Annotated in this window: 13 protein-coding genes; 8 read left to right on the top strand and 5 right to left on the bottom strand. The window is 65.8% G+C overall.

Going from position 1 to position 14,708, the window contains the following annotated elements; genetic code table 11:
- Position 1 precedes the first annotated feature (1 nt).
- Positions 2 to 856 carry a dienelactone hydrolase family protein gene (locus tag AR323_RS03125; protein WP_057882459.1) on the bottom strand — a complete coding sequence of 285 codons (855 nt, stop codon included), beginning with the start codon at positions 854 to 856 and terminating at the stop codon, positions 2 to 4.
- Positions 857 to 1,044: 188 nt separating this feature from the next.
- Here AR323_RS03125 and AR323_RS03120 point away from each other — a divergent pair, with 188 nt between their 5' ends.
- From AR323_RS03120 to AR323_RS03110, 3 genes are all read left to right on the top strand, one after another.
- A complete protein-coding gene (locus tag AR323_RS03120; RefSeq protein ID WP_057882458.1) occupies positions 1,045 to 2,469 on the top strand; it encodes an aldehyde dehydrogenase family protein in 1,425 nt (474 codons plus the stop codon).
- A 107-nt stretch (positions 2,470 to 2,576) separates the two neighbouring features.
- Positions 2,577 to 2,849, top strand: a complete 273-nt coding sequence (locus AR323_RS03115) for a hypothetical protein (RefSeq protein ID WP_057882457.1) — start codon at positions 2,577 to 2,579, stop codon at positions 2,847 to 2,849.
- Positions 2,788 to 3,234: a VOC family protein gene (locus AR323_RS03110; RefSeq protein WP_321164526.1), complete on the top strand. Its 447-nt coding sequence runs from the start codon at positions 2,788 to 2,790 to the stop codon at positions 3,232 to 3,234. Before AR323_RS03115 ends, AR323_RS03110 begins: the two co-directional genes overlap by 62 nt.
- A gap of 3 nt (positions 3,235 to 3,237) precedes the next feature.
- Here the strand turns inward: AR323_RS03110 and AR323_RS03105 are convergent, their stop codons facing one another.
- Positions 3,238 to 4,248 carry an NAD(P)H-dependent flavin oxidoreductase gene (locus tag AR323_RS03105; protein ID WP_057882594.1) on the bottom strand — a complete coding sequence of 337 codons (1,011 nt, stop codon included), beginning with the start codon at positions 4,246 to 4,248 and terminating at the stop codon, positions 3,238 to 3,240.
- 297 nt (positions 4,249 to 4,545) lie between these two features.
- On the opposite strand from AR323_RS03105, the gene AR323_RS03100 reads away from it, so the two are divergent.
- The 4 genes from AR323_RS03100 (at position 4,546) to AR323_RS03080 (ending at position 10,374) form a co-directional block, all read left to right on the top strand.
- A complete protein-coding gene (locus AR323_RS03100) occupies positions 4,546 to 6,030 on the top strand; it encodes a DUF7507 domain-containing protein (protein WP_057882455.1) in 1,485 nt (494 codons plus the stop codon).
- 108 nt (positions 6,031 to 6,138) lie between these two features.
- Positions 6,139 to 7,311 (top strand): hypothetical protein, encoded by a 1,173-nt coding sequence (locus tag AR323_RS03095; protein ID WP_057882454.1) that lies wholly within the window; start codon positions 6,139 to 6,141, stop codon positions 7,309 to 7,311.
- 18 nt (positions 7,312 to 7,329) lie between these two features.
- The gene (locus AR323_RS15065; RefSeq protein WP_235510427.1) at positions 7,330 to 10,101 is read left to right on the top strand and encodes an HlyD family type I secretion periplasmic adaptor subunit; all 2,772 of its coding nucleotides are present in this window, start codon (positions 7,330 to 7,332) and stop codon (positions 10,099 to 10,101) included.
- Positions 10,102 to 10,374 carry a putative HlyD family type I secretion protein gene (locus AR323_RS03080; protein ID WP_057882452.1) on the top strand — a complete coding sequence of 91 codons (273 nt, stop codon included), beginning with the start codon at positions 10,102 to 10,104 and terminating at the stop codon, positions 10,372 to 10,374.
- A gap of 7 nt (positions 10,375 to 10,381) precedes the next feature.
- Here AR323_RS03080 and purT read toward each other — a convergent pair whose 3' ends face one another.
- Both purT and AR323_RS03070 read right to left on the bottom strand, forming a co-directional pair.
- Positions 10,382 to 11,557 (bottom strand): formate-dependent phosphoribosylglycinamide formyltransferase, encoded by a 1,176-nt coding sequence (gene purT / locus AR323_RS03075; protein ID WP_057882593.1) that lies wholly within the window; start codon positions 11,555 to 11,557, stop codon positions 10,382 to 10,384.
- Between the two features lie 10 nt (positions 11,558 to 11,567).
- Positions 11,568 to 12,845: an aspartate kinase gene (locus AR323_RS03070; RefSeq protein ID WP_057882451.1), complete on the bottom strand. Its 1,278-nt coding sequence runs from the start codon at positions 12,843 to 12,845 to the stop codon at positions 11,568 to 11,570.
- Positions 12,846 to 12,896: 51 nt separating this feature from the next.
- Between AR323_RS03070 and ubiG the strand changes: the two genes are divergently transcribed.
- Positions 12,897 to 13,670, top strand: coding sequence for a bifunctional 2-polyprenyl-6-hydroxyphenol methylase/3-demethylubiquinol 3-O-methyltransferase UbiG (ubiG, locus tag AR323_RS03065; protein ID WP_057882450.1), 774 nt, complete (start codon positions 12,897 to 12,899; stop codon positions 13,668 to 13,670).
- Here the strand turns inward: ubiG and AR323_RS03060 are convergent.
- Positions 13,648 to 14,706, bottom strand: coding sequence for a glycerophosphodiester phosphodiesterase family protein (locus AR323_RS03060; RefSeq protein WP_235510426.1), 1,059 nt, complete (start codon positions 14,704 to 14,706; stop codon positions 13,648 to 13,650). The two genes, ubiG and AR323_RS03060, sit on opposite strands and share 23 nt — an antisense overlap.
- Positions 14,707 to 14,708: the final 2 nt, after the last annotated feature.

Genomic DNA, 14,708 nt, shown 5'->3' with positions numbered 1-14,708 from the left:
CCTAGAGCCTTTCGTAGAGCGCCAGCAACCTGCCCCACGCGCGGTCGGCCTGCGCCGCGTCGTAGACGGGGCTGTCGGGCACGCACCAGCCGTGCTTGGCTGGATAGACCTCGATCTCGGCGAAGGCGCCCGTCCGGTCGGCGGCCTGCCGCAGGATCGTCTTGGCCTCGGGCTGCTTGGCGTCGTCGTCTTCGGAAATCGCGATCAGGTAGCCGGCGTCCTTCTGAAGCATCAGGTGCGGGCTGGTCGGCTTGTCGGTCGCAAGGCCGCCGCCGTGGAAGCTCGCCGCTGCCTTGACCCGGCCCGGAACCGCCGCCGCGGTATAGACGGTGTAGGGGCCGCCCATGCAGTAACCCTGGTTGCCGATGCCGCGCTTCTTGTCGACCGCGCTCTGGCTATCGAGCCAGGCGATCATCGCCTTGGCGTCGCGATTGACCGCATCCGGCGCCGTCGCCTTGGCACGCCACGGGCCGACCTTCTCGAAGCCCTTCTTCGCCTGGAAATCCGCAAAATCGCTGAACTGGGCCCACGGCACGTCGCGGTAGTAGGGATTGGGAACGAGGACCGCGTAACCGCTAGCGGCAAGGCGCCGCGCCATCGCCTTCTTCGCCTCGCGCAAACCGGCGATGTCGGGCCAGAGGATGACGGCAGGTGCAGCCTTCCCTGGGTGTACGAAGAACGCTTCGGCCGTCCCGTCCGGTGTCGCGACAGAGACCATTCGTTCGGTCAGCGCGGCATCGCCCGCCGGGTCCATCGATGTGCAGGCGGCAAGCCCCGCGAACGCGCCGGTCGCGGCGAACTGGCGCCGGCTCAATCCCTTGCCTTCGAATGCCGTCATCTGGTCTTCATCGCACATCGGTTCGCGTCCTCATACTGGGTCCCGTCGGCTGCCAGCCTAGCATCGCGTCCGGCCTCGTCCAGACCGTCTCGCACGCATTGCCGCAATAGCCATTGGCGAGGCGGCTGGCCATGTTAGGTTGCAGCCCACAACCGGATTCGAATCGGCCGGGCGCTTTCGGCAGCCCGCCTTACGGGAGAGACCCAATGACCCAGACCTACCCTTGCCTCATCGACGGCGAACTCGTCACCACGGACGCGACGCTTGAGGTGCTCAACCCCGCGAACGAGCAGGTCGTCGGCCTGGTGCCCGCCTGCGGGCCGGACGAACTCGACCGCGCGGTCGCCGCGGCGCGCAAGGCGTTCAAGACCTGGCGCAAGACCTCGTTCGAGGAACGCCAGGCCGTGGTCCAGGGCATCGCCGGAGCGATCAAGGCCAATGCCGACGAACTGTTTCGCCTGCTCACCACCGAACAGGGCAAGCCGCACGCGCAGGCCCAGATGGAGATTCACGGTGCCGCCGGTCTTGCTGCCGCGCAATCGACCCTGAAGCTCGACGAAGTGGTGAACCAGGACGACGATACGCGCCTGTCGCGCACCCGTCGCGTGCCCGTGGGCGTGGTGGGCGGCATCGTGCCGTGGAATTTCCCGGTCATGATGGCGATCCAGAAGATCGTCCCGGCGCTGATGTCGGGCTGCACAATCGTGCTCAAGCCCTCGCCGTTCACGCCGCTGACCACCCTCAAGATCGCAGAGCTGATCAAGGACGTGGTGCCCGCCGGCACGGTCAACATCATCACGGGCGAAGACAGCCTCGGCCCGCTGATCACCGAGCATGCCGATATCGACAAGATCACCTTCACCGGCTCGACCGCGACCGGCAAGCGCATCATGGAAGGCGCATCGAAGGACCTGAAGCGCATCACGCTGGAACTGGGCGGCAACGATGCGTCGATCGTGCTGCCCGATGCCGACGTGTCGAAGGTGGCCGAGCAACTGTTCTGGTCGAGCTTCTCCAACGCGGGCCAGATCTGTGTCGCGGCCAAGCGGATCTACATTCACGAGGACATCTACGACGAGTTGAGCCAGGCGATCGCCGACTACGCCAAGACGGTGAAGGTCGGAGACGGCTCGGAGCAGGGCACCGGGGTCGGCCCGATCCAGAACAAGAAGCAGTTCGACCGCGTTTGCGAACTGATCGAGGATGCCAAGGACAATGGCTACAAGTTCCTGGTCGGCGGCGATGTCGACCCGTCGGGGTCGGGTTACTACGTGCCGATCACCATTCTCGACAATCCGCCCGAGGATGCCCGCATCGTGGCCGAGGAGCAGTTCGGCCCGGTCATGCCGCTGATGAAGTTCTCCACGACCGAGGAAGTGATCGCGCGTGCGAACAACTCGGAATACGGGCTCGCCGGCGCCGTCTGGACAGCCGACGCGGACAAGGGGGTCGAGATCGCCGAACAGCTCGAGACGGGTACGGTCTGGGTGAACGAGTATCTCCACATCAGCCCGTTCGCCCCCTTCGGCGGGCACAAGCAGTCGGGCTTCGGCGCCGAATACGGCATCGATGGGCTGAAGGAATTCACCTATGCCCAGGTCATCACGGTGAAGAAGGACGCCTTCGCCTGATCGCCGGTTGGCGGGACGCGCGCGGCGTCCCGCTGCCGGACGGCGTTAGTTTGGCTGTTTAACTTACGATGGTTGAGGGGTATTCTCCTTCGGGAGGGAGTACGGGAATGGCGAACGACAACGCGGCGGAGATGGCGGCAGCCGACGGAGCGCCTCAGCGCTGCTATGGCGCGCTGGCGGGCTGGACCCATCAGGACCTGGGGGACCGGGTAGTTGTCTGCCTGCAGAGCAAGGGCCCGCCATCGCCCGATTCCGAAGCGCCGCTCGACGAATTCCACTACATGATGACCAAGAACCAGGCCGCGGTGCTGGCGAACTATCTGTTCGGGCTGTCGGGCCGGCTTCCCCAGCAGAAGCCCCGTTTTCGCTGGTTCCGCTGAGATAGCGCGCGTTCTCGGCCTCGGCGGTCTGTTCTTCAAGTCGGACGACCCGGACGGCACCCGCGAATGGTATGGCCGCGTGCTGGGCATCGCGTTCGAGGAATGGGGCGGCACGGTCTTCCTGCCGGAAACCGCCGCGGCGCACCCGGGCGCGGGCACGGTGTTCAGCCCGTTCAAGGCCGAGACCGAATACTTCGCTCCGTCGCAGGAGCGTTTCATGATCAACCTGATGGTCGACGATCTGCGCGCCATGCTCGCGCGCTGTGCCGAACACGGAGTCGAGCCCGTGCTCGAGATGTTCGGCGAGGCGAACGGCGACTTCGCGCACATCATGGACCCCGAAGGCCGCAAGCTGGAGCTGTGGCAGCCCAAGCCGATGCAATAGGCCTTAACGGCGGCCGAGCGCTACCTCGCTCTGGGCCATGAGCTGGGCGATGATATCCGCCACGGGCTCCTCGCTCTTGACCATCCCGACCGATTGACCGGCCATCAGGCTGCCGCCTTCGACATCGCCGTCGATCACCGCGCGGCGCAGCGCGCCCGCCCAGTAATGTTCGATCTGGAGCTGTGCCTCGGCCATCGCGATGCCGTCCTCGTCGAGGGCGCGCGCGACTTCGAGCTGCTTGGCGGTGAAGGCTTCGGTGCCCTTGTTCTTGAGCGCACGGACCGGAATGACCGGTAGGCGCGGATCGACCTGCACGCTGGCCACCGCATCGCGTGCATTGGCGCGGAAGAAGGCCGCCTTGAAAGCGGGATGCGCGATGCTTTCCTTCGCGCAGGCGAAGCGCGTGCCGAGCTGGACGCCCACCGCGCCCATTTCCAGGTAGCCGGCGATCGCTTCTCCGCGGCCGATGCCGCCCGCCACGAACACCAGGTGATCTGCGGCCAGTTCGGGCAGGAACTCCTGCGCCAACACGCTGGTCGAGACCGGGCCGATGTGCCCGCCGGCCTCCATGCCCTCGATCACCAGCGCGTCCCCGCCGGAACGCAGCAGCTTCTTCGCGAGCGCGAGCGTGGGGGCGAAGACGATCACCTTCGCATCGAACGCCTTGATCGCCTCGACGCTCCCCTTGGGCGGAATGCCGCCGGCGAGCACCACATGGCCGACCCGGTGCCGTCCGCACACTTCGATCAGGTCGAACAGCTGAGGGTGCATGGTGATGAGGTTCACGCCGAACGGCTTGTCGGTCAGGCCGCGAGTGGCGGCGATCTCTGCGTCGAGCAGTTCGGGCGTCATGGCGCCGCACGCGATCACACCGAACCCGCCCGCGTTGCTGATCGCGGACACGAGGCTGCGCTCCGAAACCCAGCTCATCGCGCCGCACAGGATCGCGTATTCGCTGCCAAGGAACGCGGTGCCCCGCGCCATGAGCGCGGATGTCTTGGGATATGCCGTCATGCCGAGCGCCACTAGGCGCGGGACGAAGCGAACGCAATCTCGCCAGCGCCTCGCCATATTGTGCCGTTTTGACACAGGTTTGGCTCAACCGGTTTTCGTTTGACTCAAACTAACGAAAGGTTAACTGTCACGTTCGGTTCGGCGAGTCGCAGCACCGGTCCCCAAAACATTATTCCGGCAACGGGTCGATCGTATCTCGACGAAAAGCGGGTCTTCCCGACCTCCAGTCGCAGTTCGATCCGGTGTAGTTCGAGGGATAGCGACGCGACCGCATCGAACAACGATGCAGGCCTCGACATGTCGGCATCGAGCACGCAAGCGCTGCGGCTCGGCGACATTCCGATCGTCTTCAAGGATTTCACCGACGACGGTATCGACAATCCCGTCGCGTATTATGAAATTCGCCTCGATATCAACGAGGAGAACAACGAAGGCATCGACAGCACCGGCGAGCCCAATCGCGAACTGGCGCTCACCGAGATGCAGATCTACACGTCCTCGCGCCAGGCGGTGCTGGAGGATTACGATCCGGACAACTACGAGGATCGCGCCCTCGGCGACGACTTCAACCTCGTATTCGATCTCGATGCCGACGGCGACAACACGATCCTGCTGTTCGATTCCAATCCCGGCGGCGGCAAGGACGATTACATCTTCTACATTCCGCTCAGCACCTTCGAAGGCGCGTCACCGGATTCCTACTTCACGCTGTTCTCGCAGTTCGGCCCGTCTCCCGACGAAGGCGCGACACCCGAGGAATGGCGCGTCCAGACGACCTCGCGCATCAACGGCGTCAAGTTCAACGACCTGGACGGCGACGGCGTAAAGGACGGCAACGAGGGCGGCCTTGCCGGCTTCGTGATGTACATCGATAGCAACAACAACAACATCTACGACGTTGGCGAGGTGACCGCGACTTCCGGAGCCGACGGCAGCTTCACGTTCTACGGCCTGCTGGCCGGCAACTACATCATCCGCGAAGTCCCCAACGGCGACTGGATCAACACGACCGGCGTAGACGGCGACCACGCGGTGACCATCACCACCGGGGGCGTGAACGCGACCCTTGTGGTCGGCAATTTCCTGCCCGATCCCGAAATTCGTATCGAGAAGGAAGTCCCGTCGATCACCGGCGGAGTGGGTGGCCCCAACGGCCTGGGCGGAGCGGACGACGCTGGCGACGTCATCAATTACGACCTGCTGGTGTTCAACGAAGGCAATCTGGGCCTGACGAACATCGTAGTTACCGACGACAACGCAGATCCCGGTAGCATCCTCGCCACCACTGTCGACGGCGATGGAACCAATGGCCAGCTCGGCCAGGTTTACAACGTGGGCGATGTCGACTTCGATCAGATCCTCGATCCAGGCGAGATCTGGGAATACACGGCCGAACACACCGTCACGCAGGAAGACCTGGATTCGGGCGGCAACGACAGTGCCGACGGTGCCGATAACGACGTCGACAACACCGCCAGCGTAACCGGCGACTGGTCGTTCTTGGGCGATTCTGGGCAGGTCTCCGACAGCGACAGTGAAGACGCACCGTTGCTTCCGAATCCCGAAATCGCCATCGACAAGGTAGTGGTCGACGTGGACGGCGACGGTCCGGACGGCACCGCCGACGCGGCCGGCGACGTGATCACCTACAAGGTGACCGTCAAGAACGAGGGCAACATCACGCTGACCGGCGTCACCGTGGTCGACCCCCTCACCGGCCTCGACGTCGCGGTCGGTACGCTCGCACCCGGCGCGACCTGGACCTCGGACGACCTGTTCTAAGAGGTCACCCAGGCCGACCTCGACGGCAAGGGCGGCGGCGATGGCGACATCGACAACACCGCCACCGCGGACTCCAACGAGACCGAAGAGGTCGACGACAGCGAGGACGTGCCGCTCGACTACTCGCCCTCCTTCACCGTCGAAAAGGCCGTCTCGTTCGACGGCGTCACATTCGACGATGCAGACGATCCCGATGGGCCGCAGGCCAGCATCATGCAGGCGCCGACGTTCCTCATCACGATCGCGAACACGGGCAACATCACGCTGACCGGCTTCACGATCGAGGACGTGAATTACACCTTCGACACGGTGAACGGCACGACGATCGATCTCGGCGGTGCAGTGCTGTCGGGCGATGACGACGGCGACGGCGATCTCGACGTGGGTGAGACCTGGACACTGCTGTACGACCAGCCGCTAGACGTGGGCTATCACAAGAACACGGTCACGGTGGAGTTCGACGAGGCCGGGCCGATTTCGGACGACGCGTACTACTACGTCCTCGTCAACGAAGGCCCGGGCGTGCGGACGCCTGGTTTCTGGCAGGGCCCGAACAATGGGCTCAAGTTCTGGGACGGCATCGCCGACAACCAGCCGCATCAGGGCGACACGTTCCCCGATGGCGATCCAGAGGTCGATGGCAACCAGGACCTGCTCTATGCCGTCGACAGCAACGGTGACGGCGTCATCGACGGAGCGGACAAGGCCGGATTGCTGATCGGCGACTACGACATGGACGGCATTCGCGATCCGGGCGAAGACGTGCTCTTCATCTCGCTATCCGATGCGCAAAAGGTCGTCGACGCCTCGAACAAGAAGGGCAACGACGGGACCTACACCATCGGCCGCGATGCGGTGGCGACGTGGCTCAACTACCTGTCGGGCAACAACATCGATCCGACCGACGCGACGGCGGCCAATATCGCCAATGCGCCGCGGGTTTACATCGACGAGGCGATCGACTGGTTGCAAAGGTACGCCAGCGACGAAAACGACGCTTCGGTCGACTTCGCGCAGTTCCAGTTCGATGCCGCGCCCAAGAAGTGGCAGACCTCGACGGCCGACGGCGGCAAGACGGGCCAGGAAATCCACAACGCGCTCGGCAGCTACAACGAAGACGGCACGATCAAGGGCGAATACTACGCGGGGGATGCCGACAGTGATGCCTTCGCCTTCGCCTTGAGCGATGCGCTTGCCTCCAAGCTGTATGTCAGCCCGCTCGATCAGGCGGACCAGGACGTGTCGCAGATGATGTACGCGAACACGCTCGTGTCGGTCTAGCAGGCGACCGGGGGGCGCATGTACGGGCAGATGGAAGTCGAGGAGCCGAAGGGTCGGCTGGCCGAATGGCTGGCCGGCCCGCTCCGGCGCAACAGGGCGCTGTATGTGAAGGTCGGCGTGGCGGCCGCGATGATCAACTTCTTCTCGTTGATCGTCGCGCTGTTCACGATGACGGTTTACGACCGCATCGTTCCCAACAACGCGACCGAATCGCTGATCGGGCTGACCATCGGCCTGGCGGTCGTGCTGATCTTCGATTTCATCCTGAAGCTGCTGCGGTCGTATTTCGTCGACGTCGCCGGGGCGCGGGTCGACCGCGACATCGGGCGCGCGATATTCGCCCGCATCCTCGACATGCGGCTCGATCTGGGTCGCCGGTCGACCGGAGGGCTCGCGGGACTCGTACGCGAGATCGAGACGCTGCGCGACTTCTTCACTTCGGCCACGCTGACGACGCTCGTCGACCTGCCGTTCGTGATCATCACCCTGATCGCGATCGCGCTGATCGGCGGATGGCTGGTGATGGTGCCGCTCGTCCTGATCCCGCTCGTGATTCTGGCTGCACTCGCCTCGCAACCGGTCATGCGGCGGCTCGCCAGCCGGACCCTGGGCGAGGCGCTGGGCAAACAGGCGGTGCTCGTCGAGACGATCGGCAGCCTGGAGACGGTCAAGTCCGCCAACGCCGGCCCGATGCTGGAACGGCGCTGGGATGCGGCGATGAAGGGCCACTCGCAGGCGTCGCTGCGCCAGCGCCTTACCTCCAACCTGTCAATCAACGTGGCGGGCAGCGCGCAGACGATGGCCTATACCGGCATCGTCATCTTCGGCGTGTTCGCGATCGCCGACCAACGGCTGACGATGGGCGGCCTCATCGCCTGTTCGATCCTGGCTGGTCGCGCGGTGGCGCCGCTCGGGGCGATCGCCAACCTGCTCACGCGCATCAATGCCACGCGCACGGCATACCAGCAGATCAACGAGCTGATGGAACAGCCGGGCGAAGGGCCGGAAGGAAGCCTCGGACTGTCTCCGAGCAGCGTGGAAGGCGCGATCGAGTTTCGCGACGTCGACTTTCGCTATCCGGGCGCTGCCGAACTGGCGCTGACCGACGTATCGTTCCGAATCAAACCGGGCGAGCACGTCGCCCTCGTCGGGCCGGTGGGATCGGGCAAGACGACCATCGCCAAGCTCCTCATGGGGCTTTATCCGCCGACCAGCGGGCTGGTCATGCTCGACGGAACGGACATCCGCCAACTCGCGCCGGGCGCGCTCAGATCGAAGGTCGGGGCGCTGCTGCAGGACAACCTGCTCCTGACGGGCAGCTTGCGCGACAACATCCTGCTCGGCCGTGACGACGTGGACGACGAGGAGATGATCCGCGCCGCCAAGGCCGCGCTGGCGCACGATTTCATCGCCACGATGCCGAACGGCTACGACGTCCAGCTGGCCGACCGCGGCGAAGGCCTGTCGGGCGGCCAGCGACAGGCGATCGCGATGGCGCGCGCTGGTGGGAAGGCCCCCGATCCTGGTGTTCGACGAACCAACCAGCGCGGTGGATTCCGAAACCGAAGCGCGGCTGATGACCAACCTGCGCCAGGAGTTCGAGGGGCGCACGCTGATCGTCATCACGCACCGCCCCTCGCTGCTCAACCTCGTCAATCGCGTCATCCTGCTGTCGCGCGGCCGGATCGCGATGGACGGCACCCCCGACAGCATCACGCGCAACGTCGCGCGCATTCGTGCGAGATGAACTCCATGCTGCACCTTCCCAGATCGTTCTTCAGCGAATCCGAAGTCGAGTTCGAGGAAGAGGAATATCGCGCGCGCAAATCGGCCAACGTGATCCTGTGGATCCTGGCGGCGTTCGTGGTCATCTTCCTCGTCTGGGCCAGCCTGACCGAGATCGACCGCACGGTGCGCGGAATGGGCCGCGTCGTGCCCAGTTCGAAGCTGCAGGTGGTATCGAACCTCGAAGGCGGGGTGGTCGAGCAGATCCTGGTCAAGCAGGGCGATACCGTGAAACGCGGTGACATCCTGGTGCGGCTCAGCCCGACGCTGAGCACGTCGGCGTACGGAAGCACCGAGGCGAACGTCAATTCGCTGGAAGCCAAGATTTCGCGCCTGCAGGCCGAAGTGCGCGGCGGGTCGCCGAGCTACAGCGGCGTGGTGGCGCCCGATCAGGTTTCGGTCGAGCAATCGCTCCATGCGGCGCGCATGGCCGAACTGGACGGCCTGCGAGCGGCGGGGCAGGCCCGGGTGGTCCAGGCGGAGCGGTCGGTCGCGGAGGCGCGGTCCATGCTCCAGTCGCGGCAGTCGAACCTCGTCACCGCCAACCGCGAGCTGGAAATGCTGAGGCCGCTGGCCGAACAGCTCATCGTGCCCAAGATGGACCTGATCAAGGCGGAGAACGCGGCGCAGGTGGCGCAGAACGAAGTCGTCGCCGCGCAAGCCGCGGTCGCCCGCGCCCAGTCTTCGGTGGCCGAGGCGCGCGCATCGTCGGCGCAGCAGTTCAGCGACTGGAAGTCGCGCGCCGGGATGGAACTGTCGCAGGCGCAGGCCGAATTGATGATGCAGCGGCAGAGCCTGCCCGCGCTGTCCGACCGGGTCGACCGCAGCGCGATCCGCGCGCCGATGACCGGCAAGGTCAACCGCGTGCTGGTGACGACCGTGGGAGGCACCGTCACCGCCGGAATGCCGATCGCCGAGATCGTGCCGTCGGACGATTCGCTCTATGTCGAAGTCATGGTCCGGCCGAGCGACATCGGTAACGTGGCGCTTGGGCAAAAGGCGTGAGTGGAGATCACCGCCTACAACTCGGCGGTCTTCGGAACGCTGGACGGCGTGGTCACGTCGATCTCTCCCGACGCCGTCCAGAACGACGAGGGCGAGAGCTTCTACATGGTCGAGGTGCAGACCGCCGACACGCTCAAGTCACCGAACGGCAAGCCGTTGCGGATCGGGTCGGGCATGATGGCCAACGTCAGCCTGCGCGGGGAGCAGCGCTCGATCCTGAGCTACCTGTTCACCCCGATCACCCGATTGTCGGAAAACGCCTTCCGCGAATAGCCGCGCGTCAGTCGCCGTAGCCAATCCGCACTTGTCCCGCCGCGTTGCGCGCCTTTTCGCGGGCCCGTTCGACATCGCCAGCGGTGGCGAGCGCGACGCCCATCCGGCGATAGGGACGGCTGGTGGGCTTGGCGAAGATGCGCAAATCGGTGCCGTCTTCCGCCAGCGCTTCGGCCAGTCCGCTATACGATAGCGACGCGCTGTCGCGGTCGGCCAGGATCACCGCCGATGCCGCCGGCCGCGCGCGGATCTCCGCCGGTAGCGGCAGCCCCATGATCGCGCGGGCGTGGAGGTCGAATTCCGACAGGTTCTGGCTGGCCAGGGTGACCATGCCGGTATCGTGCGGACGCGGACTCAACTCGGAGAAGATGACCTCGTCGCCGCGCACGAAGAATTCCACGCCGAACAGGCCCCAGCCCCGCCCGTCGCCCTTCAGCGCCTCCACCACCACGCGCGCCATCGCCTGCGCGCTGGCGATCGCGGCGGGCGACATCGGCGCCGGCTGCCAGCTTTCCTGGTAGTCGCCGCGCTCCTGCCGATGGCCGATCGGCGGACAGAACGACACGCCGCCCGCGTGAGCAATCGTGAGCAGCGTGATCTCGTAGTCGAAATCGACGAACGCCTCGACGATCACGCGCGTGCGGTCTCCGCGCATTCCGGCCACCGCATAGTTCCACGCGGCTTCCAGCTCGCCCGCATCGCGCACGGTCGACTGGCCCTTTCCGCTCGACGACATGACCGGCTTGATCACGCAGGGAAAGCCGGTGAATTCGGCCGCGGCGCGGAACTCGTCCAGCGTCTCCGCGTACCGGTATCGCGACGTCGCGATGCCGAGTTCCTCTGCCGCCAGATCGCGGATCGCATCGCGGTTCATCGTCAGCTGCGCGGCGCGGGCCGACGGGACGACGCACATCCCTTGCGCCTCGAGATCGGCGAGCACTTCGGTGCGGATCGCCTCGATCTCGGGTACGATAAGGTCGGGGCGGTGCTTCTCCGCCACCGCGCGCAGCGCCGCGCCGTCGAGCATCGGGAACACCTCGCGCGCGTCGGCGACCTGCATCGCGGGTGCATCGTCGTAGGCGTCGCAGGCGATCACCCGTGCGCCGAGCCGCTTCGCCGAAATAACGAATTCCCGGCCGAGTTCGCCCGAGCCGAGCAGCAGGATCGTCGCCGTGTGGCTCATCGTGCCCGGCTCACTCGCCGTCGGAGGCGTCGAGCCCATAGGCGGTGTGCAGCACGCGCACGGCCAGCTCGGTCTCGTCCTCGTCGATCAGCACGCTCACCTTGATCTCGCTGGTGGAGATCGCCTGGATGTTGATCCCGCGCTCGGCCAGCGCCTTGAACATCGTGCTGGCGACGCCCGCGTGGCTTTTCATGCCCACGCCGACGACGCTGATCTTGGCGATCTTGCTGTCGGTGATGATCCGGTTGAAGCCGATCTCGTCGCGCCGGTCCTCGAGCAGGGCCTGCGCGCGTGCGAGATCCGCCTGCGGCACGGTGAACGTGACGTCGGTCTCGCCCTTGTCGCGGCCTACGTTCTGGATGATCATGTCGACGTTAATCGATGCCTGCGCGAGCGGCTCGAAGATATGCGCCACCGCGCCGGGCCGGTCGGGCACGCGGGTCAGGATGACTTTCGCCTCGTTCTTGTCGTGCGCGATGCCGGTGACTAGCTGGCGTTCCATTTCGCCCTTCTCCAATAGCGCTTCCATCTCCTCTTCGGAGACGATCATCGTGCCGGGTATTTCGTCCGCGGGGACCGCATCGTCGCCGATGAAGCTGGAGAGGACCTGCACGCGCACCCCCTCCTTCATCGCCAGGCCGACCGAGCGGGTCTGCAGGACCTTCGCACCGACCGATGCCAGTTCGAGCATTTCCTCGTAGGTCACCGCCTTCAGCTTGCGCGCCTTGGCGACGATACGCGGATCGGTGGTATAGACCCCGTCGACGTCGGTGTAGATGTCGCAGCGGTCCGCGCCGATGGCTGCCGCTACCGCGACCGCCGAGGTGTCGGACCCTCCGCGCCCCAGCGTGGTCACGCGGCCTTCGTGCGAGACGCCCTGGAAGCCGGGGATCACGGCGATCTCGCCCGCCTTCATGCTGGCGAGCAGGGCTTCGGAATCGATATCCTCGACGCGGGCCTTGGCGTGCGCCTCGATCGTGCGGATCGGCATCTGCCAGCCGAGCCAAGACCGCGCCCTGCACCCGAGGGCCTGCAGCGTCAGGGCGAGGAGCCCGCTCGTCACCTGCTCGCCCGATGCGACGACCACGTCGTACTCGGCCGGATCGTAGATCGGGTTCGCCTCGCGGCAGAAGTTCACCAGCCGGTCGGTTTCTCCGGCCATGGCGGACACCACCACGGCGACTTCGTTGCCGCCGGCGGCCTGCTTGCGGACGATGTTCGCCACGCGCCGGATGCGCTCGGTCCCGGCCATCGAAGTGCCGCCGAATTTCATCACGATCCGGGCCAAGCGAACGAGCTCCTGCTGGATGACTTACCGCCGCGCTGTTAGGGGTGGCGCATGGCTGATGCAACAACCCGCGCCGATACGAAAACTTCGGACCGCCAAACGACCGGGTCCGCCACCATTCGCGAAGACGAGGCGGCGCATTTCGGCAAGCTGGCGAAGGACTGGTGGGATCCCAGGGGTTCGTCCGCGATGCTCCATCGGCTGAACCCGGTGCGGCTCGGCTTCATTCGCGACGCCGTGGACGCGCACTGGGGAACGCAAGGCAGCGTCCGGCCGCTCGCAGGCAAGTCCGCGCTCGACGTCGGGTGCGGTGCGGGGCTGCTGTGCGAACCGCTCGCCCGGCTCGGCGCCGACGTCACCGGGATCGACGCCGCACCCGAGAACGCGATGGCCGCCGCCGCCCATGCCGAAGGGGCCGGTCTCGACATCCGGTACATGACGGGCGAGGTCGGCGCGCTCGACATCGGCACGTTCGACCTCGTGACCTCGATGGAAGTGCTGGAGCACGTTTCCGACAAACAGGCGTTCGTCGCCGCGCTGGCCGCCAGGCTCGCGCCCGGCGGGCTGATGGTGCTGTCGACCCCCAATCGGACCTTGCAATCCCGCCTCCTCCTCGTCGGCGCGGCGGAAGCGGTGGGAATGGTGCCGAAGGGCACGCATCATTGGGATGATTTCGTCACCCCGGATGAGATGGAAATTCTACTTGCGGGCGCTGGTCTGACTATGAGCGTGCCTCGGGGCATAACATTCTCGCCAGCGAGGGGCCTCCACCTGTCGGAAGACCTCGCGCTCAACTATATCGTCACGGCAGTGCGGACCGCCTGAGCGGCACAGCAAGCGCGGGATCGTCGGTGAACACACCCTCGACCCCGGCGGCTGCCAGCAACGTCCACGCCGCGGCGAAATCGCCCGTCGCGGCCTCGGTGGCGCCCTTACGCAAGGTGGGCGGCAGAAAGGCGTTTTCCTTTCGCAACGTCCAGGCATGGACCGGCAGACCTGCCGCCTTGGCTGCGGCGACGAGGCCCGTCGTGCGGCCGTCCGCACCGACGACCAGCGACGCCTCGACCCCGATCGCGTCGGCATAGGCCGCGATCCGCGGCAGGCCGCTTTCGCTGACCATTTCGGCGTATGTCATCCCGGCTTCGTCCGCCGGACCGCCATCGGCCGCGACGAGCTGGACCAGCCGCACGTCGGTCAACCTGTCGAGCCGTTCGAGCGGGGCGACCTCGAAGGACTGGACGAACAGCGGGATCTGCTTCCCGTCGAGCCCTTCCTTGCGGAGCGCCGCCACGAGCAGGTCGACGCTGTCGATGCCCTGTTGCAGCAGGAAAGTGGGATGCTTGAGTTCGGGATACAGACCCACCGTGCGCCCGGTCTCGGCCGATTTGGCGCGCACCAAGGCGACGATCTCGGCGAAGGTGGGCACCTGATAGAGCCCGTCGTAGCGGACGTTGGCGGGCCGCAGTGCCGGAAGCCGCTCCTTGGCCCGCAGGGTCCTCAATTCGGCGAGCGTGAAATCCTCCGCGAACCACCCCGCGACGAGCTGCCCATCGATCTCCTTCGAGCGGCGGCGATCTTCGAATTCCTCGCGCGAGGCGACGTCGGTGGTGTCGGACAGTTCGTTCTCGTGCCGCGCCACGAGGACGAGGTCCTTGGTCACGACCAGATCCGGCTCGATGAAGTCCGCGCCGGCGTCGATCGCCCGCTCGTAGGCGGCGAGCGTGTGCTCGGGCCGCTCCCCGCTGGCGCCGCGATGGGCAATGACCAGCTGGGCCGAGAGCGGCGAAGACGCCGGGACCGCAGCTGCCAAGACGGCGAGGAGATAAAGGAATCGCATCGGCGCGCGATGTGCCCGTGTCATTC

This window comes from Tsuneonella troitsensis, assembly GCF_001441535.1.
GTDB classification, from domain to species: Bacteria; Pseudomonadota; Alphaproteobacteria; order Sphingomonadales; family Sphingomonadaceae; genus Tsuneonella; species Tsuneonella troitsensis.
Note: the sequence above shows the minus strand (reverse complement) of the source record. Positions and strands in the feature narration are given on the sequence as shown.

Coding starts and splice junctions, on each gene's coding strand:
- AR323_RS03125 (WP_057882459.1), bottom strand. CDS start 856: ATGTGCGATGAAGACCAGATGACGGCATTCGAAGGCAAGGGATTGAGC.
- AR323_RS03120 (WP_057882458.1), top strand. CDS start 1,045: ATGACCCAGACCTACCCTTGCCTCATCGACGGCGAACTCGTCACCACG.
- AR323_RS03115 (WP_057882457.1), top strand. CDS start 2,577: ATGGCGAACGACAACGCGGCGGAGATGGCGGCAGCCGACGGAGCGCCT.
- AR323_RS03105 (WP_057882594.1), bottom strand. CDS start 4,248: ATGACGGCATATCCCAAGACATCCGCGCTCATGGCGCGGGGCACCGCG.
- AR323_RS03100 (WP_057882455.1), top strand. CDS start 4,546: ATGTCGGCATCGAGCACGCAAGCGCTGCGGCTCGGCGACATTCCGATC.
- AR323_RS15065 (WP_235510427.1), top strand. CDS start 7,330: ATGTACGGGCAGATGGAAGTCGAGGAGCCGAAGGGTCGGCTGGCCGAA.
- purT (WP_057882593.1), bottom strand. CDS start 11,557: ATGAGCCACACGGCGACGATCCTGCTGCTCGGCTCGGGCGAACTCGGC.
- ubiG (WP_057882450.1), top strand. CDS start 12,897: ATGGCTGATGCAACAACCCGCGCCGATACGAAAACTTCGGACCGCCAA.
- AR323_RS03060 (WP_235510426.1), bottom strand. CDS start 14,706: ATGACACGGGCACATCGCGCGCCGATGCGATTCCTTTATCTCCTCGCC.